The sequence below is a fragment of the Streptomyces sp. NBC_00503 genome, assembly GCF_036346895.1.
Taxonomy (GTDB): Bacteria; Actinomycetota; Actinomycetes; order Streptomycetales; family Streptomycetaceae; genus Streptomyces.
The window spans coordinates 2632528-2652775 of record NZ_CP107855.1; the positions used below are offsets into that span (position 1 = coordinate 2632528).

Here is a 20248-nt window from a genome sequence, read left to right on the forward strand (position 1 = left end):
CGGGCGGCGACGGCCTGCTGCACCCCGATTCCTTGCCGGCCGATCCCCTGCGACCCCGCCCCCTCCGCCCCGGCGGCCGTCGGCCGGTCCTCCAGGGCGACGATGGCTCCGGGGTGGTCCCCGGGCTCGGCCCGGTCGGGGACGGTGAGGGTGAAGCCGACTCCGACCGCGGTACGCGCCGGGACGGTGATCCGCTCCCGCGCGAGCTTCGTCCACGCACCGGTGGTGGTGCGCGGCTCGTCGGGGCCGCGCACCGCGAAGCCGCCGTCGCGGGCGGTGTTGTAGGCGTCGGCGGCGTAGAGGCGGAAGGTACGGGGCTGATCGGTGCGGTTGGCGATGGTGACGGTGTCGGCGACGGCTCCGCCGGGGGCGGCGGAGAGGTAGAAGTAGGGCCGCTGGCCGAGGGTGTTCGCGGCGGGCAGCACGGACCACTGCCCGTTGTCGGCGGCGGCGGCCGTCCCGGCGGGCGCGAACAGGAACACGGCGGCGAGCAGCACCAGAGCGGCGGCCACGGCCGCCCGCAGCCCGTGCCGGTGGGCCGGGTCCGGTGCCTGGCCCGTCACGACAACGTCAGGGTCAGCACCGCGGTGTAGGCGCCCGGCGCGGTGTACGGGGGGACCTGGAGGGCGACCGTCGCGTCGATCGTGAAGGTTCCCCCGACGACCGTGGCGTCCGGCGTGGACGCCAGCAGCGCGCCCTCCGGTCCGACCGGGCCCGCGCTGCCGGGCGTACAGGCACTGGGGCTGCCCGCGGCCGCCACGCACGACGGGGTCCAGCTCAGGGAGGCGCCCGGGATGCGGAGTCCGCCCGAGCCCGTGAAATCGGTGACCTTTCCGATCAGCGACCAGCCCGCCGGGCCGCCCCGGGCGTCCTTGACGGTGACGGTGCCGATCCGGCCGGCCGCGGCGCCGCCGTCCCCGTACGGGACCGCGCCCAGGGTCACGGCCTCGCCCTGCTGGGTCATGCCCAGCTCGCCCCCTTCCACGACGGCCGTCACCTTCTGGGTGCCCGGAGCCGCCGGGAGGACGTCGATCACCGTGTACGCCGCCGGTCCCGAGCCCTCGGCCGCCGACCAGGCCGCGCCCTCGTAGGCCACGACCGCCGTGGTCGCCTTGTCCGTGACCGGCAGCTCCGCCAGGACCACGCCCAGCTCGTCCGCCTTCGCCGTCACCCGGTCGACGGTCTCGGCGACGCCCGCCCGCCCGGCCACGGTGACCGCCGCGCCGGGGACGAAGCCGGAACCGGTGACCTCGACCTTGGCGCCGGGGCTCCCGGAGGCCGTGGCGAGTGCGACGGAGCGCAGGTTGGCCGTCGGGAGGGCGGTCGCGGTGAGCCGCTCGGCGACCGGCGTCAGGACGGGGACGGGGAGGGGGGCCGGGACGGGGTTCGGTTCCGGGGTCGGAGCCGTCGTGGGAGTGGGCGTGGGAGTCGTCGTGGGAGTGGGCGCCGAGGTCGGGTCCTGGGCCGGACCCGGACCCGGGGCCGGGTTCGGGGCGGCAGCGGCGCAGACCGTGTCGAGGTCCATGAGGTGGCTGGTGTGCAGGGTGTAGCCGCCCGGGGCGAGGGTGATCTCACCGGCTGCGGTGACCGTGAAGGTGCCGGTCATGGTGACGGCGGGCAGCGGGTCGCCCGCGTTGACGGGGTCGTTGCGCTTGGCTCCGACGACCGTGACCTCGCCGCTCTGCGCTCCGCCGAGGACGATCCGGCCGGTGGGGGTGAGCACGTCGGCGGGGAGTCCGGCGGCGAGGGGGTTCACGGCGGGGGTTCGGATCACCTGATAGGTCACGGTGACGATGTCCCCCACGCGCGGCGCCGGGTTGTCCACGGTGATCCGGGCCGTGGTGGGCCCGTCCGCGGGAGGCAGTCCGGCCTCCTGGGGCGGCAGGCAGTGCGTCGGGAACTCCACCTGACCCGGCGGCCCGGCGCTCGGCCCGGCCCCTTCGGCCGCGGCGGGCGGGCTCAGCGCGCCTCCGGTCGCGGCTGCCAGCACCGCCATGCCGACGGCAGCCGACCACCCTCTGCTCCGCGCCGATGTCCGCACTGCTCGCCCCCTGGGTTCCCGTACCCCGACTGGGGGCCATTCACGAGCGGGCGGCGGGATAAGTCAATGCACGGACCCGGCATCAACTGATGGCCCATCAGGAGATGTCAGAGTGGGCCCGCTCGCGCCCGCTCCCCGCTCGCGACCCCCGCCCGCGACACCTGCCTCCGCCTCCGTCTCCCGGAACGTCCGCCGGTAGGCCGTCGGGCTCACCCCGAGCGCCGCCTGTACGTGCTTGCGCAGCGACTGCGCCGTCCCGAACCCGGCCTCGCGCGCCACCCGTTCCATCGGCAGGCCGGTCTGCTCCAGCAGCGTCCGGGCCCGCTCGACCCGCTGTCCGACGATCCATTCGCCGGGGCTGACCCCCGACTCCTCACGGAACCTGCGCGTGAAGGTCCGTACCGACATGGCCTCCTGCCGGGCCAGGTCGCTCAGCCGCACCGGCTCGTGCAGCCGGTCCAGCACCCATGCGCGGGCCGCGGTGGTGCTGGCCTGCTGCGGCTCCGGCACCGGCCGTTCGATGAACTGCGCCTGCCCGCCGTCCCGGTGGGGCGGTACGACGGTGCGCCGGGCCACGTCGTTGGCGACGGCCGCGCCGTGGTCGCGGCGCACGATGTACAGGCACAGGTCGATGCCGGCGGCGACTCCGGCGGAGGTCAGCACGTCCCCGTCGTCGGTGTAGAGCACGCCCGCGTCCACCCGCACGGCGGGGAAGGTCCGCTGGAAGTGCTCGGCCCAGTACCAGTGGGTGGTGGCCCGGCGGCCGTCCAAATACCCCGCGGCGGCCAGCACATAACCACCCGTACAGATGGAGACGAGGCGGGTACCGGGCCTGATGTGCGCGAGGGCCTCGGCGAGTTCGGGGGTGAGCCGGCCTTCTCCGTGGACCGGGCCCAGCTCGTACGAGGCGGGGACCACCACCGTGTCCGCCGTGGCCAGCAGTTCCGGCCCGTGTCCGACCTGGATCGCGAAGTCGGCGTCCGTGGGCACGGCGCCGGGGGCGAGCCCACAGGTGAGGATCTCGTACAGCGGCCGCCCGGCCGGATCCTTGGCCCGGCCGAAGATCCGGTGGGGGATGCCGAGCTCGAAGGGCAGCAGCCCGGCGAGCGCGAGCACGACGACACGGTGCGGCTTGAACTCCACGACGGGATCCACGACGACATCCATGGCCCGATCATATCGAAGCATGTCAGTCAGGCCACTGTCGTACGGTGCCCCGCTGGCCGGAAACTGTCGTCGTGACGACGCAGACAGCACCCTCCCCCGCCCCCAGGGCCACCGCTCACCGCATCCACCGCGCCTGGTTCGTCGCGGCCGTCTCCTTCGTGACGATCATCGGCGCAGCCGCCTTCGCCTCCCTCCCCGGACTGCTCATCGAGCCGCTGCACCAGGAGTTCGACTGGCCCCGCGGCACGATCGGCCTCGCCGTCTCCGTGAACCTCGCGCTCTACGGGCTCACCGCGCCGTTCGCGGCCGCACTGATGGACCGCTTCGGCATCCGCCGGGTCGTGGCCATCGCACTGACGGTGATATCCGCCGGCTCGGTGGCCACGGTGTGGATGACCTCCGCCTGGCAGCTGGTCATGTACTGGGGCGTCCTGGTCGGACTGGGCAGCGGCTCCATGGCCCTGGCCTTCGCCGCGACCGTGACCAACCGCTGGTTCGTCGCCCGGCGCGGCCTGGTCACCGGCATCCTGACCGCCGCCGGCGCCTCCGGTCAGCTGGTCTTCCTGCCGCTGCTGGCCTGGCTGGTGGAACACCACGGCTGGCGCCCGGCGGCGGTCACCGTCTCCCTGGCGGCCCTGGTCGTCGTGCCCTTCGTCTGGCTGCTGCTGCGCGACCACCCCGCGGACATCGGGACCGCCCCGTACGGAGGCACGTACGCCGCCAAGCCCGCACCCGTTCCGGGAGCCGCCCGCCGGGCCGTCACCGTGCTGATCAGGGCGGCCCGGACCGGCCCCTTCTGGCTGCTCGCGGGCACCTTCGCGATCTGCGGAGCCTCCACGAACGGCCTGGTCAAGACCCACTTCGTGCCCTCGGCCCACGACCACGGCATGCCGGTGACTGCGGCGGCCGGGCTCCTGGCGGTGATCGGCGTCTTCGACGTGATCGGCACGGTGTTCTCCGGCTGGCTGACGGACCGCTTCGACGCGCGCCGACTCCTCGTCGTCTACTACGCCCTGCGCGGGATCTCGCTGCTCTTCCTGCCGATGCTGCTGGCCCCGTCCGTGCACCCGCCGATGCTGCTCTTCATCGTCTTCTACGGCCTGGACTGGGTCGCGACCGTCCCGCCGACGATCGCCCTGTGCCGCGAGCACTACGGCGAGGACGGCGCCATCGTCTTCGGCTGGGTCCTGGCCTCGCACCAGGTGGGCGCGGCGCTGGTGGCCTTCCTGGGCGGCCTGGCCCGCGACGCCTTCGGCTCGTACGACCTCGTCTGGTACGCCTCGGGCGCCCTGTGCGCGATGGCCGCCCTGATGGCGATGGTCATCCGCCGCCGCCCGACCCCCACCACCGGCCCCCTCACGGCCTGACCGGAACCCGGCCGGCCGCGAGGGCTCCGAAGGGCGCGAGGGTCTCGATCGGCGCGAGGCCCTCGAGGGCCCGCGGTGCCCCCGACCGGCCGGATTCCCCGCGCCGGGCGTCGGGCTCCGGCCGTCGGGCTCCGGGCGTCAGGCCCCGGCCGGGGTCGTGGACTTCAGGGTGCCGTCCGGGCCCGCCAGCAGGACCGGGGTGTCCGGGCCGCCGAGGTCGCGGACCGCCGCGCGGTCGGCTTCGGCGGGGGCGTCCGCCGAGCTGACGACCGCCGCCGCCTCCAGGGACTGGGCTCCGCTGGCCACCGCCATGGCGACGGCCGTCTGGAGCGCGCTCAGCTTCAGGGAGTCCAGCGCCACCGTTCCGGCGACGTACGTACGGCCGGTCTCGTCCCGGACCGCCGCCCCTTCGGGCACCCCGTTGCGGGCCCGGGCGCTGCGCGCCAGCGTGATGATCTTGATGTCTTCCGGGTTGGTCCCGGTGCTGTCGGTCATGGCCCGAAGCATATGGAGCGCGTCGGCGGGGCCGCACGACGACCCCGCTGACGCGCTCTCCCCTCCACCCCCGGTGTCCCCCCGGGATCTTGGTGGCGCAGGGATAAAACTAAGCGCTGCGTAAGTGGTTGCGAGGCCCTGAAGGTCCCGTGATCTGTGACCTTGGACCCGACCGCGATTCCACGGGGCGGACCGGAGCGGACCGCGGCGGACCGCGGCGGACCGGGCCCGCCGCGTCACGGCCGGTCGAGCCGCAGCCGCTCCGCCTTCGGCAGACCCGCGACCACCAGGTCGTACGAGTCCTCGACCAGCTCCCGGACCATCGCGTCGGGGAGGGCGCCGGGCCCGCCCACGGTGACGGTGTTCCAGTGCCGCTTGTTCATGTGCCAGCCGGGCACGATCGCCTCGTGCTCGGCCCGCAGCCGCACCGCCAGCTCCGGTTCGCACTTCAGGTTGACCTTCAGCGGTTCCCCGTCCAGCGCGCTCAGCGCGAACACCTTGCCCAGGACCTTGAAGACCGAGATCTCCGGATTGAAGGGGAACTCCTCCACCGCGGCGTTGAAGCCGAGGCAGAACTCGCGCAGTTCGGCCGGTGTCATTGCGCCTCTTCCTCCGCCGCGGCCGCCGGGGCCACCGGCTCCACGAGCACCGTCACGATCTTGTTCCGGCGCCCGGCCGGGGATTCGGCGGTCAGCCGCAGCGGCCGCCCGTCCGGCAGGTCCACCAGCGCCGAGGCGCCCGCGATCGGCACCCGGCCCAGGGCCTTGGCGAGCAGCCCGCCGACCGTCTCCACGTCCTCGTCGTCGAAGGAGTCGACCTTGAACAGTTCCCCGAGGTCGGTGATGTCCAGGCGCGCGGTGACCCGGTAGCGGTCCCCGCCCAGCTCCTCCACGGGCGCGATCTCCCGGTCGTACTCGTCGGTGATCTCGCCGACGATCTCCTCCAAAATATCCTCGATGGTGACGATGCCGGCGGTGCCGCCGTACTCGTCGATGACCACCGCCACGTGGTTGCGCACCGACTGCATCTCGCGCAGCAGGTCGCCCGCGTTCTTGGTGTCGGGCACGAAGACCGCCGGCCGTATCGCCGTGGAGACCAGGTCGGTCTCCGACTCCCGGCTGACGTGCGTCTTTCGGACCAGGTCCTTGAGGTACACGATGCCGACGATGTCGTCCTCGTTCTCCCCGGTCACGGGGATCCGCGAGAATCCGGACCGCAGCGCGAGCGTGGTCGCCTGACGGATCGTCTTGTACCGCTCGATGCAGACGAGGTCGGTGCGCGGCACCATCACCTCGCGCACGAGGGTGTCGCCCAGCTCGAAGACCTGGTGCACCATCCGGCGCTCGTCGTCCTCGATCAGCGATTCCTTCTCCGCCAGGTCCACCATCGCGCGCAGCTCGGCCTCGGAGGCGAAGGGCCCCTTGCGGAAGCCCTTCCCGGGCGTGAGGGCGTTGCCGAGGAGGATCAGCAGCTGCGGGATCGGCCCCATGACGCGGGCGAGCGGTACGAGGACGTACGCGGCCGCCGTCGCGGTGTTCAGCGGGTGCTGGCGGCCGATCGTACGGGGGGACACGCCCACCGCGACGAAGGACACCAGCACCATCACGGCGATGGAGACGAGCAGCGCCGTCCAGTTCTCGCCGAACTCGTCGAGGCAGACGTACGTGACGAACACGCCCGCCGCCATCTCGCAGGTGATCCGGACCAGCAGGGCGACGTTGACGTAGCGGGTGGGGTCGGCGGCGACCTGGAGCAGCTTCGCGCTTCCGCGCCTGCCCTCCCGTACGGCCTGTTCGGCGCGGAAGGTGGAGATCCGGGCGATCCCGGACTCGGCGCACGCGGCGAACCAGGCCACCACCACCAGGAGTACGGCACCGGTGATCAGCTGTGGGTCGCTGGTCACGAGACGGTCGGGGCCGGGGACGGGCCGGTCACGCCGCGCTCGCCGCGCCAGCCGTCGACGATGGCCGCCTGGAGGCCGAACATCTCGGCCTTCTCGTCGGGCTCCTCGTGGTCGTAGCCGAGCAGGTGCAGCACCCCGTGGACGGTCAGGAGCTGGAGCTCCTCGTCCATGGAGTGCTGCGTCGGCGCGTCCTCGCCCTGCTTCTTGGCCACTTCGGGGCAGAGCACGATGTCACCGAGGAGCCCCTGCGGAGCCTCCTCCTCGTCCTTCGACGGCGGACGCAGTTCGTCCATCGGGAAGGACATGACGTCGGTGGGTCCGGGCAGGTCCATCCACTGGATGTGGAGCTGCTCCATCGCCTCCTCGTCGACGACGATGACGGAGAGCTCCGAGAGCGGGTGGATCCGCATCCGGGTGAGCGCGTAGCGGGCGATGTCGAGGATCGCCTGCTCGTCGACCTCGGTTCCGGACTCGTTGTTGACGTCGATCGACATGGTGCGCTGGGGTCTACTTCCGCTGGTAGCCGTTCCGGGACGGCTTCCCGTCCTGGCTGTCGTCGTACTTCTCGTACGCATCGACGATACGGCCGACCAGCTTGTGCCGGACGACATCCTCGGACGTGAGCCGCGAGAAGGCGATGTCGGGAACCCCTTCGAGGATGTCCTGGACCTGACGCAGACCGCTCTTGGCCCCACCCGGCAGGTCGACCTGGGTCACGTCACCGGTGACGACGATCTTCGAGTCGAACCCGAGCCGGGTCAGGAACATCTTCATCTGCTCGGGGGTGGTGTTCTGCGCCTCGTCGAGGACGACGAAGGCCTCGTTGAGGGTGCGGCCGCGCATGTACGCCAGGGGCGCCACCTCGATGGTGCCCGCCGCCATCAGGCGGGGGATCGAGTCCGGGTCGATCATGTCGTGCAGGGCGTCGTAGAGGGGGCGCAGGTACGGGTCGATCTTGTCGAAGAGGGTGCCGGGGAGGAATCCCAGGCGCTCGCCCGCCTCGACCGCCGGGCGGGTCAGGATGATCCGGCTGACCTGCTTGGACTGCAGGGCCTGGACCGCCTTGGCCATGGCGAGGTAGGTCTTGCCGGTACCGGCGGGGCCGATTCCGAAGACGATCGTGTGCTTGTCGATCGCGTCGACGTACCGCTTCTGGTTCAGGGTCTTGGGGCGGATGGTGCGGCCGCGGCTGGAGAGGATGTTCTGGGTGAGCACCTCGGCGGGCGACTCGTCCGGGCCCTCGCCGTTGCCGCTCGACTTGAGCATGGCGATCGAGCGTTCCACTGCGTCCTCCGTCATCGGCTGCCCGGTGCGGAGCACCAGCATCATCTCGTCGAACAGGCGCTGGATCAGTGCGACTTCCGCCGCCGCGCCGATCGCGCTGACCTGATTGCCCCGAACATGGATGTCGGCCTTCGGGAAGGCCTTCTCGATCACGCGCAACAGGGCGTCGCCCGAGCCGAGGACGGACACCATCGGGTGGGTGGCCGGAACGGTGAAGTGGGCTCGCGCCTGCCCCGGCGCGGGGGTCTTGGCTGTCGGTGTCTGAGTCATGGGCCGGCACTGTGGCCTGCACATACCTCCCACTGAGGGGCCTCGCCGGTCGACGGCCTCCGGATCTCCAAGCCTACGTCGCCGCCGCCGCTTCCCCGAGGGGTTTTACAAGCCTTCCGGGCCTACGCCGAGTGGCGGAAGCCGATGGTCGGAACCGCCCGGCGCCTGCGGGCGGGGGCGGCGCCCGGCGGAACCAGATCGTCCAGGAATCCGTACCGCCCGCGCACGGCCTCCGGGGCGGTCCGCCACCAGGCGGCCACCTCTGGCCAGCCGGGGGCCGACAGGGATCCGCCGAACTCCTGCACCGACAGGGCCGCCGTCAGGCCCGCGAAGGCGAGGCGGTCCGCGAGCGGCCAGCCGGCCAGGGTGCCGGTGAGGAAGCCCGCCACGTACACGTCGCCCGCGCCGGTCGGGTCCAGGGCGTCCACCGTGATCGCGGGGACCTCGGCGCTCTCCCCGGTCCGCCCGTCCACGGCGTACGAGCCTTCGGAGCCCATCGTCACCACCGCGATCGGGACCTTCTCGGCCAGCGCTCGGGCCGCCGCGCGCGGGCAATCGGTGCGCGTGTACCGCATCGCCTCGCCCGCGTTGGGCAGGAAGGCCTCGCAGTGCTCCAGGTCGGACAGTGCCCCCAGGTCCCACCGCCCGCTCTCGTCCCACCCGACGTCGGCGAAGATCCGCGCCCCGCGCCGGGCCGCCTCGGACACCCAGGCCTCGCCGCCGCCCGGGCCCAGCGAAGCCACGGCGGCGCGGGCGCGCGGCGGGCACCGCGGGAACGGGCCGGGGCCGGCCGGGAGCGGGGCCTCGTGGCCGTGGGAGACCATCGTGCGCTCGCCCTCGTAGGCCATGGAGACCGTGACGGGGCTGTGCCAGCCGGGCACGGTCCGCGACATCGACAGGTCGATGCCCTCGCCCTGTTCCAGCGCGTCCCAGCAGTACTCGCCGTAGTGGTCGTCGCCGAAGGCGGCGGCGAGCGAGGTCCGCAGCCCGAGCCGGGCCAGGGCTGCGGCCATGTTGGCGACGCCGCCGGGGCTGGACCCCATGCCGCGCGCCCAGGACTCCGTGCCGCGCACCGGGGCCGAGTCCAGGCCGGTGAAGATGATGTCGAGGAAGACCATTCCGGTCAGGAACACGTCGCAGCCCGGCTCTTGTGGGTCGCGCAGTGGGCCCAGCGGGTCCACGGCGGCGGTTCGGCTGTCCTGGCTGTTGCGGCTGTCCCGACTGCTCACGATGTACTCCCCGTTCGGCACGCGTTCCGCTGGAATCGGTCTTGCTCGAAATTATTGGTGGTTCGTCTCGACGACGGGTCGGGGCCCGGTCGTCGCCCGGTCTTTCCTGCCTGGAAGGACGGCGGAGCGCGGCCGGAATACAGCAGGAATACAGTGTGACGCAGATCACTGCCCGAACGCCCTATTCCGGGGCTCCGGCCTCTTGATAGACAGAGGCCCCGCCTCTCGTGCGGAACCTCTCGCTCCGCCTGCGCACCACCTGGAACACCCGTGTCGGACCACACCCCCGCGCCGCCCGCCGCCTGGCCGCTCGTCGCGCTCTTCACCGCCGGTTACACCGCCCCGTACCTGCTGCCGACCGTCGTCGGCCGGCTCGACGCGTACCTCCCGCTGAGTCCCGCGCAGGCCGGGCTGATCGGCTCGGTCCTACTCCTGGGCTCCGCCGCCGCCGGATTCGCCCTCGCCTCCCGCATCCCCCGCCACGGGCCCCGCCCGCTGGCCCGGCTCGGGCTGCTCCTGGCCGTCCTCGGCTACGGCACGGCGGCCGCCACCACGGTGCTCCCGCTCGTCGTCGCGGGCGCGGTCGTCGGCGGGTTCGGCTCCGGTACGGCCACCGCCGTGGCCGCCTCCGGGATCGCCGCGCAGCGCGACCCGCACCGCACTTCCTCGCTCGGGCTGCTGTCGGTCTCGGCGACCGCCGGGGCGCTGTACCTGACCCTGCCCCGGCTCGGCGGGGGCCACTGGCTGCCCTTCGCCGCGATCGCGCTGATCGCGACGGCGTGCTGGCCCGCCACGGGCCGCCTCGGCGCACCGGCTGCGGGGGACACCGCCGCTGGGGACCGGGCCGTACGGGGCTGGACCGTACGCGGCCGGACCGTACGGGGCCGGGTCGCGGCGGACCGGGGTGTACGGGTCCGCGGGCGGCTGCCGTACCCGCGCGCGGGGATGGTGCTGGCCGGGGCCCTGATGCTGTGGTCCCTCGCGCAAAACGCCCTGTGGGGCGTCAGCGGCCGCATCGGCGCGCAGCAGGCGGGCCTGTCCGAGGTCACCCTCGGCATCGTCTTCGCGGCTGCGCTCGGCGCCGGACTGCTCGGGGTCACCGCCGCCTCCGCGCTCGGCGCACGGCTGGGCCGGGCCGTCCCGGTGGGCGCGGGCACCGCCGCCATCGCCGGCTGCGTGGTGCTGGCCTCGCACGCGCACGGCCTGGGCACCTTCGCCGCCGGGGAGGTGCTGTGGAACGCCTTCTACCCGGTCGTCCTCTCCTACGCCATCGGCCTCGCGGCGGCGCTGGACCCGCGCGGGCGCTGGGCGGTCCTGGTCGGCTCCGCGTCCTCCCTCGGCGTGGCCTGCGGGCCCGTCGCCGGAAGCCTGCTCGCCGAGGGCTTCGGCTTCCCCGGCATGGGCCTGGCCCTCGGGGGCCTGCTGCTGGTCGTGGCCGGCCCGATGGCCGCCGTGGCCCTGCACGTCGGCGGACGCCCGCTGACCCCCGGTTCGGTGCGGCGGCGCGGCGGGGTGGCGGCCGCGGTGCTGGCCGCGGGCGCCGGGACCCCGGCCGGTTCGGTGCCGAGGGTCGGCGCGCCGGAACTGGAGGTCGTGGAACTCGCCGGCCTCCCGGCCCGCCCGCTCCGGCTGGCCCCGCTCCGGGTGCTGTTGCTCGCCCCGACAGCGGCCCGCCGGACCCGGGAGCTGGCCCGCCGGCGGGCAGGAGCCGGGTCCCGGTAGCCCGCCCTCGGCCCCGGCCCCGGGTCCCCCCTGCCTGGCCTCTGGCGCAGCCCGGGCCCGAGTCCGGGCCTGGGCCCGCTGTCGGACCCGGCGCCGGTCCCGCCCCGGGACTACGCCCGCTTCGGCACGGGAACCCGTACGAGGTCGGCCGCGATCGTCAGCTCGCCCTCGAACCCGGCCGCACGGGCCTGGCGTTCGAACTCCGAGGGGTCGCCGTAGCGCTGCGAGAAGTGCGTGAGCACGAGGTGGCGCACCCCGGCGTCCCGGGCCACCCGGGCGGCCTGTCCGGCGGTGAGGTGACCGTGGTCGGTGGCGAGGCGGACGTCCTCGTCGAGGAAGGTCGACTCGATGACCAGCATGTCGCAGCCCTGCGCGAGGGTCTCGACGCCCTCGCAGAGCCGGGTGTCCATCACGAAGGCGAACCGCTGCCCGGGGCGCTCCTCGCTGACCTCCTCCAGGGTGATCCCGCCGAGGTGCCCCTCGCGCTGGATCCGGCCCACGTCCGGCCCCTTGATCCCGTGGAGCGCGAGCAGTTCGGGCCGTATCCGGCGCCCGTCGGGCTCGGTGACCCGGTAGCCGAAGGACTCCACCGGGTGGGAGAGCCGCACGGCGTCCAGGGTGTACGCGTCCCCGCGCGCCAGGATCCCGTCCTCGGCCACCGGTTCCTCGGCCAGCTGGACGGTCTCGCGGTAGGCCGTGGCGTACCGCAGCCGGTCGAAGAACTTCTGCCCGGAGGCCGGATAGTGCGCGGTGACCGGGTGCGGGACCCGGTCGAGGTTGATGCGCTGGATCACCCCGGCGAGGCCGAGGCTGTGGTCACCGTGGAAGTGGGTGATGCAGATCCGGTTGATGTCGTACGCGGCCACCCCGGCGCGCAGCATCTGGCGCTGGGTTCCCTCGCCGGGATCGAAGAGGATGCCCTCGCCGTCCCAGCGCAGCAGGTAGCCGTTGTGGTTGCGGTGGCGCGTGGGCACCTGGCTGGCGGTGCCCAGCACCACGAATTCCCGTACGGACACGGCTTATCCGGGGGGCCACTGGAGGCCGCGGCCGCCCAGGACGTGCGCGTGGGCGTGGAAGACGGTCTGGCCGGCGCCGGCTCCGGTGTTGAAGACGACCCGGTAGCCGTGCTCGTCGATCTTCTCCTCGGCGGCGACCTGTCCGGCCTCGCGCAGCACGTCGGCGGCCAGCGCGGGCTCGGCCGCGGCGAGGGAGGCCGCGTCGGGGTAGTGCGCCTTCGGGATGACGAGCACGTGCGTGGGCGCCTGCGGGTTGATGTCCCGGAAGGCGACGGTCGTCTCGGTCTCCCGGACGATGGTCGCCGGGATGTTCCCCGCGATGATCTTGCAGAACAGGCAGTCGGCCTGCGGTTCCCCGGCCATTGCTGAGCCTTCCGTGACGGTCGTTGATCGCTTCCGGCATCGTATCCACCGCCGGGCGGCGGCCGCCGCGCCTGTGGACAACTCCGACCCCGACCTGCCAGGACCGGCGAACCGCCATGACCGTCAGCCGGTCAGGACCAGAAGCCCGTCAGGACCGGCCGCCCGTCAGGACCAGCGGCCCGTCCTGGCCAGCAGGACCGCCACCGCCGCGGTGCCGGCCGTGGAGGTCCGCAGCACGGAGTGGCCCAGGCGGTAGGGGTGGGCCCCCGCCTCGGCGAACACGGCCAGCTCCTCCGGGGAGACCCCGCCCTCGGGGCCCACCACCAGCACGACGGAGCCCTCGACGGGCAGTTCGGCGGTGGCCAGCGCCTCGGAGGGGGTATCGCGGTCCTCGTGGAGGACCATCGCCAGGTCGGCCCCGGCCAGCAGCGCCGCCACCTGCTTCGTGGACATGGCCTCGGCCACCTCCGGGAAGCGGACCCGACGGGACTGCTTGCCCGCCTCCCGGGCCGTGGCCCGCCACTTGGCCAGGGACTTGGCCCCGCGGTCGCCGCGCCACTGGGTGATGCAGCGCGAGGACTGCCACGGCACGATGGCGTCCACGCCCGTCTCGGTCATCGTCTCGACGGCCAGCTCGCCCCGGTCGCCCTTGGGCAGGGCCTGGACGACGGTGATCCGGACGTCGGGCTCCGGCTCGTCCATGAAGGACTCCAGGTCCATGACGACCAGGCGGTCCTTGCCTTCCGCCGCCTTGACCACGCCCTCGATCCACCGGCCCCGGCCGTCGGTGAGGACCACGTCCTCGCCCGGGTTCAGCCGCTTCACGGACACCGCGTGGCGGCCCTCGGGGCCGTCCAGCACGAACTCCGGCCCCGCGGGGACTTCTTCGACCACGAACACCGGGGCGGTCATGACGCACTCCTCATCTGCATTGCCTTCAAAACGTTCTGGGCCGCGGCGAGTTCCGCCGCGAGCACCTCCACCAGTTCCCCGGCCGGCAGCGCCCGCGCGAGCCGGTGCCCCTGGCCCGCCCACAGGGCCATGCCCTGCGGGTCCCCGGCCGCGGCGGCCGCCTTGCGCAGCGGCGAGGTCAGGTGGTGGATCTGCGGGTAGGCGGCCGGGGCGTACGGCCCGTGCTCGCGCATGAACCGGTTCACCAGCCCGCGGGCCGGGCGCCCCGAGAAGGCCCGGGTCATCTCCGTGCGGACGAAGAGCGGGTCGGTCATCGCCTTCTTGTGCAGCGGATCCGCGCCGGATTCGGGGCAGACCAGGAAGGCCGTGCCGAGCTGCGCCGCCTCCGCGCCCGCCGCCAGCAGCGCGGCGATCTGCGAGCCGCGCATCAGGCCGCCCGCCGCGATGATCGGGAGGGCCACGGTTTCCCGTACCTGCGCCACGAGCGCGAGCAGTCCGAGCCCCGCCGTGCCATCGGCCTGCGGGTCGTCGCGGTGGGTGCCCTGGTGGCCGCCGGCCTCCATGCCCTGGACGCAGACGGCGTCGGCGCCGGCCGCCTGCGCGGCCCGCGCCTCCTCGACGGAGGTGACGGTGGCGATCGTGTACGTACCGACCTTGCGCAGGCAGGTGAAGGCCGCGGGGGACGGCAGGCCGAAGGTGAAGGAGACCACCGGGACGGGGTCCTCGAGAAGAATGGCGAGTTTCGCGTCGTAGCCGTCGTCGCAGGTGCCGATGATGTCCTCTTCGGCGAGCGAGATCTCGTACCAGCTGGCCTCGCTGGCCAGCTGGCCGCGGTACACCTCCACGGCGGCCGGGTCCACGTAACCGGTCTGCGGCATGAAGAGGTTGACTCCGAAGGGGCGCCGGGTCAGCGCCCGCAGCCGCTTGATCTCCTGGAACATGCCGTCGGCGGTCTTGTAGCCGCCGGCCAGGAACCCCAGTCCGCCCGCCTCGCACACGGCGGCGGCCAGCGGCGGACAGGACGCGCCGCCCGCCATGGGCGCCTGCACGATCGGGTACGCGAACAGACCGTTCGGTGCGGAGGACATGGACTGCATCGTGCCATGTCCCGCTCATGGGACCGAATCACGGCATTCGCCTGGCATAGTCCGCTTCAGCGGGTTGTCGCAAACGCGTCGGCGGCATGCGACGAGCCCGGTCCGGGGCATCCCCGGACCGGGCTCGCGGTGGTTCTCCTGCGGGTCACGCCGTACTTGCGGTACGGGTTCCCGCGCGGGGCTCAGCGCCCGTTGAAGGCGTCCTTCAGGCGGCTGAACAGCCCCTGCTGGCCCGGCGCGAACTGGCCGAGCGGCCGCTCCTCGCCGCGCAGCTTCGCCAGCTGGCGCAGCAGGTCCTCCTGCGCCGCGTCCAGCTTGGCGGGGGTGGTGACCTCGACGTGGACGATCAGGTCGCCGCGCCCGTTGCCGCGCAGGTGCGTCACGCCCCGGCCGTGCAGCGGGATCGCCTGCCCGGACTGGGTGCCGGGCCGGATGTCGATCTCCTCCAGGCCGTCCAACGTCTCCAGCGGGCACTTGGTGCCCAGGGACGCCGCGGTCATCGGGATGGTGACCGTGCAGTGCAGGTCGTCCCCGCGCCGCTGGAAGGTCGGGTGCGGCAGCTCGTGGATCTCCACGTACAGGTCGCCGGCGGGGCCGCCGCCGGGGCCGACCTCGCCCTCGCCCGCGAGCTGGATCCGGGTGCCGTTCTCGACACCCGCCGGGATCTTGACCGTGAGGCTGCGCCGGGAGCGGACCCGGCCGTCTCCCGCGCACTCGGGGCACGGGGTCGGGACCACGGTGCCGAAGCCCTGGCACTGCGGGCAGGGGCGCGAGGTCATGACCTGGCCCAGGAAGGACCGGGTGACCTGCGAGACCTCACCGCGGCCGCGGCACATGTCACACGTCTGCGCCGAGGTGCCGGGGGCGGCGCCTTCGCCGGAGCAGGTGGTGCAGACGACGGCCGTGTCGACCTGGATGTCCTTGGTCGTGCCGAAGGCGGCCTCGTCCAGCTCCAGGTCGAGGCGGATCATGGCGTCCTGGCCGCGGCGGGTCCGCGAGCGCGGTCCGCGCTGCTGGGACTGGCCGAAGAAGGCGTCCATGATGTCGGAGAAGTTGCCGAAGCCACCGGCCCCGAATCCGCCCGCGCCGCCGCCACCGCCCGAGGAGGACAGCGGGTCGCCGCCGAGGTCGAAGACCTGCTTCTTCTGCGGGTCCGAGAGCACCTCGTACGCGGCGTTGATCTCCTTGAAGCGCTCCTGCGTCTTCGGGTCCGGATTCACATCCGGGTGGAGTTCGCGCGCGAGGCGGCGGAAGGCCTTCTTGATCTCGTCCTGCGATGCGTCGCGGCGCACGCCGAGAACGGCGTAGTAGTCCGTGGCCACTTACGACTCCGCCAGGATCTGTCCGACGTAACGTGCCACTGCGCGTACCGCTCCCATCGTTCCGGGGTAGTCCATGCGGGTCGGTCCGACCACGCCGAGTTTGGCGACTGCTTCGCCGCCCGAACCGTAGCCGACCGAGACGACGGACGTGGAGTTCAGTCCCTCGTAGGCATTCTCATGCCCGATCTTTACGGCCATTCCCGACTCATTGGCCTCGCCCAGCAGCTTGAGGAGCACGACCTGCTCCTCCAGCGCTTCGAGCACCGGCCTGATCGTCAGGGGAAAATCGTGTCCGAAACGGGTGAGGTTGGCGGTGCCGCCGATCATCAGCCGCTCCTCCGCCTCCTCCACCAGCGTTTCGAGAAGGGTGTCGAGGACGGCCTTCACCGTCACCCTGTCCTCGGCCTCGAAGGACTCCGGCAGGTCCTGCACGAGCGGCGGCACGTCGGTGAACCGGCGGCCGACGACACGGCTGTTGAGACGGGCCCGCAGATCGGCGAGCGAGGTGTCCGAGAAGGGGGTCTGGCAGTCGACGAGCCGCTGCTCGACCCGGCCCGTGTCCGTGATCAGTACGAGCATCAGGCGCGCGGGAGCCAGCGAGAGCAGCTCCACGTGCCGGACGGTCGAGCGGGTCAGACTCGGGTACTGGACGACGGCGACCTGCCGGGTCAGCTGCGCGAGCAGCCGCACGGTCCGGCCGACGACGTCGTCGAGGTCGACGGCCCCGTCGAGGAAGTTCTGGATGGCCCTGCGCTCGGGCGTCGACAGGGGTTTGACCCCCGCCAGCCTGTCGACGAAGAGGCGGTAGCCCTTGTCGGTGGGGATCCGGCCGGCGCTGGTGTGGGGCTGGGCGATGTAGCCCTCTTCCTCCAGCACGGCCATGTCGTTGCGCACGGTCGCGGGCGAGACGCCGAGCCGGTGGCGCTCGGTGAGCGCCTTGGAGCCGACCGGCTCCTCCGTCCCGACGTAGTCCTGGACGATGGCGCGCAACACTTCGAGTCTGCGTTCGCTGAGCATCGCGCACACCTCCGTCGTTTCCTTCGCCCGCGGCTCGGACCGCCGCCGGTTTGCTGTCGGTTTGCTGGCACTCTGCGCATTCGAGTGCCAGAGATCCCCCGGTCAGTGTACGGCGGGGTGGTACACCCCTAGCAAGGGCGGCCCGCCAAGGTAGCGTCGCGGCATGGACGTGCGTTGGGAAGAGGCGGGCTGGGAACGGCTCACCGAACGGGCCGGCCGGCGGCGTCTGCCGGTGTGGGACTGCACCGTGGGACTGGTGGTGGGCGACGATTCGGCCCTTCTCATCGACCCGGGGTCCTCCGTCCGGGAAGGCGCGCAGGTGCGGGCCGAGGCCGAGCGGCTGGCGGGCCGGCGCGTGACCCATCTCGCATTCACACACGGACATTTCGACCACGTGCTGGGCGGATCGGTGTTCGCCGGGGCCGAGGTCTACGGTCCGGTCGGGCTGGACGCCCTGCTGTCCGTCAGCCACGACGACCTGCGGGCCGATGCCGTCCGGCACGGTCTGGACCCGGCCGAGGCCGCCGAGGCCGTGGACCTGCTGGTGGTCCCCCGCCACCTGGTGTCGGGCGAGTGGACGCTCGACCTGGGCGGGGTGCAGGTGCTGCTGGCCAACGTGGGCCCCGGGCACACCCGGCACGATCTGGCCGCCTTCGTGCCCGGAACCCGCGAGGTGGTCTTCTGCGGCGACCTGGTCGAGGAGTCGGGCGAGCCCCAGGCGGGTCCGGACGCCGTGCCCCGGCAGTGGCCGGCGGCGCTCGACCGGCTGCTGGGACTGGGCGGCGATGACGCGCTGTACGTGCCGGGCCACGGAGCGGTGGTGGATGCGGCCTTTGTCCGTGCGCAACGCGACACACTGGCGGCCCGCTTCGGCGTGTCGGACGGCTGAGGCCGCGCGCTCTCCTACCCTCGGCCGGATGCGTGAGTACTCCCCCGACCTGACCCCGCAGTGGAAGCGCGCCAAGCCCGTCCCGGAGGTGCCCGCCGACCCCGGCCTCGTGGTCGAGGTGGCCGCCGGCGACTTCTGCGGCGCGGTGGTGGGCTGCGAGGCCGGCACCGTCACCCTGGAGGACCGCTTCGGCAAGCGCCGGGCGTTCCCGCTGGAGCCCCGCGGCTTCCTCCTGGAGGGCGCGGTGGTCACCCTGACCCGCCCGGCCCGGGGCCCGGTCGGCCCGGCCCGTACGGCCTCGGGCTCCATCGCCGTCCCCGGAGCGCGGGCCCGGGTGGCCCGGGCGGGCCGGATCTACGTCGAGGGCCGCCACGACGCCGAGCTGGTGGAACGGGTCTGGGGCGACGACCTGCGGATCGAGGGCGTGGTCGTGGAGTACCTGGAGGGCATCGACGACCTGCCCTCCGTGGTGGCGGAGTTCGGCCCGGCCGCCGATGCCCGGCTGGGGGTCCTGGTGGACCACCTGGTCCCGGGCTCGAAGGAGTCGCGCATCGCGGCCGCCGTGACCTCGCCGCACGTCCTGATCGTGGGCCACCCCTACGTGGACGTCTGGCAGGCGGTGAAGCCGTCCGCGCTCTCCATCCCGGCCTGGCCGGTGATCCCGCGCGGCGAGGACTGGAAGACGGGCGTCTGCCGGGCCCTGGGCTGGCCGGAGAACACCGGCGCCGCCTGGCAGCACATCCTGTCGCGGGTGACCTCGTACAAGGACCTGGAGCCCACCCTGCTCGGTGCGGTGGAACACCTGATCGACCACGTCACGGCGTAGCCGTGCGGTCCGGACGGGTACGGCGTAGCCGTCCTGTCCGGACGGGCTCAGTCGACCAGGTCCCGGACCACGGCGTCGGCCAGCAGCCGCCCGCGCAGGGTCAGCACGGCCCGGCCGGCCTCGTACGGGACCGGCTCCAGCAGACCGTCCGCCAGGGCGCGGCCGGAGGCGGCGAGGCCCGCCGGGGCGAGCAGCGACAGCGGGACGCCGTCCACGAGCCGCAACTCCAGCAGGATCCGCTCCACCCGGCGGTCCTCCGCGGAGAGCAGCTCCCGGCCCGCGCCGGGGGAACGGCCCTCGGCCAGGGCGGCGGCGTAGGCGCCGGGGTGCTTCACGTTCCACCAGCGCACCCCGCCCACGTGCGAGTGGGCTCCGGGGCCGGCGCCCCACCAGTCGGCCCCGCGCCAGTACAGCTCGTTGTGCAGGCAGCGCCCGGCCTCCGTGGTGGCCCAGTTCGACACCTCGTACCAGGAGTACCCCGCCTCGGCCATGACCGAGTCGAGGATCAGGTACCGGTCCGCGTGCACGTCGTCGTCGGTCATCGGGACCTCGCCCCGGCGGATCCGCCGGGCCAGCTGGGTGCCCTCCTCCACGATCAGCGCGTACGCCGACACGTGGTCCGGGCCCGCCCCGATCGCGGCGGCCAGGGACTCCCGCCAGTCCTCGTCGGACTCCCCCGGGGTGCCGTAGATCAGGTCCAGGTTCACGTGCTCGAAGCCCGCCGCGCGCGCCTCCGCGACGCAGGCCTCGGGCCGGCCGGGCGTGTGGGTGCGGTCCAGCACCTTCAGGACGTGCTGCTTGGCGCTCTGCATGCCGAAGGAGATCCGGTTGAATCCCCCGGCCCGCAGCTCCGCCAGGTACTCCGGGTTCACCGACTCCGGGTTGGCCTCGGTGGTCACCTCGGCGTCCTCGGCCAGTCCGAACTCGTCCCGGATCGCCGCGAGCATCCGTACGAGGTCCCCGGCGGGCAGCAGCGTGGGCGTGCCGCCGCCCACGAAGACGGTCCGCACTGCCCGGGGGTCGTCCCCGAGCACCTTGCGCGCCAGCCTGACCTCGTCGATCAGGGTGTCGGCGTAGTTCTCCCGGGAGGCGAGCACGCCGCCGGTACCCCGCAGCTCGGTGGCCGTGTAGGTGTTGAAGTCGCAGTAGCCGCAGCGCGTGGCGCAGTACGGGACGTGCAGGTAGAACCCGAGGGGCCGCTCCCCGGCGCCCGCCAGGGCGTGCGGCGGCAGCGAGCCGTCTTCGGGCATGGGTTCACCGTCGGGCAGTGCGGAAGGCATGGGCCCATTGTCCCGCAACCACCGCTGGGCAGGTCCCGCGCGGACCGC

The 20248-nt window shown here is 73.2% G+C and carries 19 protein-coding genes and 1 pseudogene; 4 read left to right on the top strand and 16 right to left on the bottom strand.

The features are described 5' to 3' along the window. Nucleotides 1-113: 113 nt before the first annotated feature. The 3 genes and pseudogenes from OG490_RS12345 to OG490_RS12355 form a co-directional block, all read right to left on the bottom strand. Nucleotides 114-563: pseudogene (locus tag OG490_RS12345) on the bottom strand (WxL protein peptidoglycan domain-containing protein); the annotation flags it as partial. After that, on the bottom strand, nt 560-1996 hold the full coding sequence (locus OG490_RS12350; protein ID WP_330296336.1) for a beta-xylosidase: 1437 nt from the start codon (nt 1994-1996) through the stop codon (nt 560-562). The pseudogene OG490_RS12345 and the gene OG490_RS12350, both read right to left, overlap by 4 nt. Before the next feature lie 108 nt (nt 1997-2104). After that, nucleotides 2105-3208 carry a GlxA family transcriptional regulator gene (locus OG490_RS12355; RefSeq protein WP_330296337.1) on the bottom strand — a complete coding sequence of 368 codons (1104 nt, stop codon included), beginning with the start codon at nt 3206-3208 and terminating at the stop codon, nt 2105-2107. A 71-nt stretch (nt 3209-3279) separates the two neighbouring features. Between OG490_RS12355 and OG490_RS12360 the strand changes: the two genes are divergently transcribed. Further along, a complete protein-coding gene (locus OG490_RS12360; RefSeq protein WP_330296338.1) occupies nt 3280-4575 on the top strand; it encodes an MFS transporter in 1296 nt (431 codons plus the stop codon). Nucleotides 4576-4713: 138 nt separating this feature from the next. Here OG490_RS12360 and OG490_RS12365 read toward each other — a convergent pair whose 3' ends face one another. From OG490_RS12365 to OG490_RS12390, 6 genes are all read right to left on the bottom strand, one after another. Continuing rightward, complete coding sequence (locus OG490_RS12365) at nt 4714-5070, bottom strand: cytidine deaminase (protein ID WP_330296339.1); 357 nt, start codon at nt 5068-5070, stop codon at nt 4714-4716. 236 nt (nt 5071-5306) lie between these two features. Then, the gene (locus OG490_RS12370) at nt 5307-5669 is read right to left on the bottom strand and encodes an MmcQ/YjbR family DNA-binding protein (RefSeq protein ID WP_330296340.1); all 363 of its coding nucleotides are present in this window, start codon (nt 5667-5669) and stop codon (nt 5307-5309) included. Next, complete coding sequence (locus OG490_RS12375) at nt 5666-6973, bottom strand: hemolysin family protein (protein ID WP_330296341.1); 1308 nt, start codon at nt 6971-6973, stop codon at nt 5666-5668. Before OG490_RS12375 ends, OG490_RS12370 begins: the two co-directional genes overlap by 4 nt. Continuing rightward, complete coding sequence (gene ybeY, locus OG490_RS12380; RefSeq protein WP_330296342.1) at nt 6970-7467, bottom strand: rRNA maturation RNase YbeY; 498 nt, start codon at nt 7465-7467, stop codon at nt 6970-6972. Before ybeY ends, OG490_RS12375 begins: the two co-directional genes overlap by 4 nt. Nucleotides 7468-7480: 13 nt before the next feature. Continuing rightward, the gene (locus OG490_RS12385) at nt 7481-8527 is read right to left on the bottom strand and encodes a PhoH family protein (protein ID WP_330296343.1); all 1047 of its coding nucleotides are present in this window, start codon (nt 8525-8527) and stop codon (nt 7481-7483) included. 122 nt (nt 8528-8649) lie between these two features. After that, on the bottom strand, nt 8650-9756 hold the full coding sequence (locus tag OG490_RS12390; RefSeq protein WP_330296344.1) for a carbohydrate kinase family protein: 1107 nt from the start codon (nt 9754-9756) through the stop codon (nt 8650-8652). A gap of 270 nt (nt 9757-10026) precedes the next feature. On the opposite strand from OG490_RS12390, the gene OG490_RS12395 reads away from it, so the two are divergent. Then, nucleotides 10027-11478: an MFS transporter gene (locus OG490_RS12395; protein ID WP_330296345.1), complete on the top strand. Its 1452-nt coding sequence runs from the start codon at nt 10027-10029 to the stop codon at nt 11476-11478. Between the two features lie 110 nt (nt 11479-11588). Here OG490_RS12395 and OG490_RS12400 read toward each other — a convergent pair whose 3' ends face one another. The 6 genes from OG490_RS12400 to hrcA form a co-directional block, all read right to left on the bottom strand. Beyond that, the gene (locus tag OG490_RS12400; protein WP_330296346.1) at nt 11589-12494 is read right to left on the bottom strand and encodes a ribonuclease Z; all 906 of its coding nucleotides are present in this window, start codon (nt 12492-12494) and stop codon (nt 11589-11591) included. A 3-nt stretch (nt 12495-12497) separates the two neighbouring features. Continuing rightward, nucleotides 12498-12857 (bottom strand): histidine triad nucleotide-binding protein, encoded by a 360-nt coding sequence (locus OG490_RS12405; protein ID WP_330296347.1) that lies wholly within the window; start codon nt 12855-12857, stop codon nt 12498-12500. A 165-nt stretch (nt 12858-13022) separates the two neighbouring features. Beyond that, on the bottom strand, nt 13023-13769 hold the full coding sequence (locus OG490_RS12410) for a 16S rRNA (uracil(1498)-N(3))-methyltransferase (protein WP_330296348.1): 747 nt from the start codon (nt 13767-13769) through the stop codon (nt 13023-13025). Then, the gene (locus OG490_RS12415) at nt 13766-14857 is read right to left on the bottom strand and encodes a nitronate monooxygenase (protein ID WP_330296349.1); all 1092 of its coding nucleotides are present in this window, start codon (nt 14855-14857) and stop codon (nt 13766-13768) included. Before OG490_RS12415 ends, OG490_RS12410 begins: the two co-directional genes overlap by 4 nt. Nucleotides 14858-15048: 191 nt before the next feature. After that, on the bottom strand, nt 15049-16188 hold the full coding sequence (gene dnaJ, locus OG490_RS12420; protein ID WP_330296350.1) for a molecular chaperone DnaJ: 1140 nt from the start codon (nt 16186-16188) through the stop codon (nt 15049-15051). Further along, on the bottom strand, nt 16189-17205 hold the full coding sequence (gene hrcA / locus OG490_RS12425; RefSeq protein WP_330296351.1) for a heat-inducible transcriptional repressor HrcA: 1017 nt from the start codon (nt 17203-17205) through the stop codon (nt 16189-16191). A gap of 163 nt (nt 17206-17368) precedes the next feature. Here hrcA and OG490_RS12430 point away from each other — a divergent pair, with 163 nt between their 5' ends. Further along, the gene (locus OG490_RS12430; RefSeq protein ID WP_330296352.1) at nt 17369-18094 is read left to right on the top strand and encodes an MBL fold metallo-hydrolase; all 726 of its coding nucleotides are present in this window, start codon (nt 17369-17371) and stop codon (nt 18092-18094) included. 28 nt (nt 18095-18122) lie between these two features. Then, entirely contained in the window at nt 18123-18920 is a 798-nt protein-coding gene (locus tag OG490_RS12435; RefSeq protein ID WP_330296353.1) for a DUF3097 domain-containing protein, read from the top strand. Between the two features lie 47 nt (nt 18921-18967). Here OG490_RS12435 and hemW read toward each other — a convergent pair whose 3' ends face one another. Continuing rightward, on the bottom strand, nt 18968-20200 hold the full coding sequence (gene hemW, locus OG490_RS12440; RefSeq protein ID WP_330296354.1) for a radical SAM family heme chaperone HemW: 1233 nt from the start codon (nt 20198-20200) through the stop codon (nt 18968-18970). Nucleotides 20201-20248 lie beyond the last annotated feature (48 nt).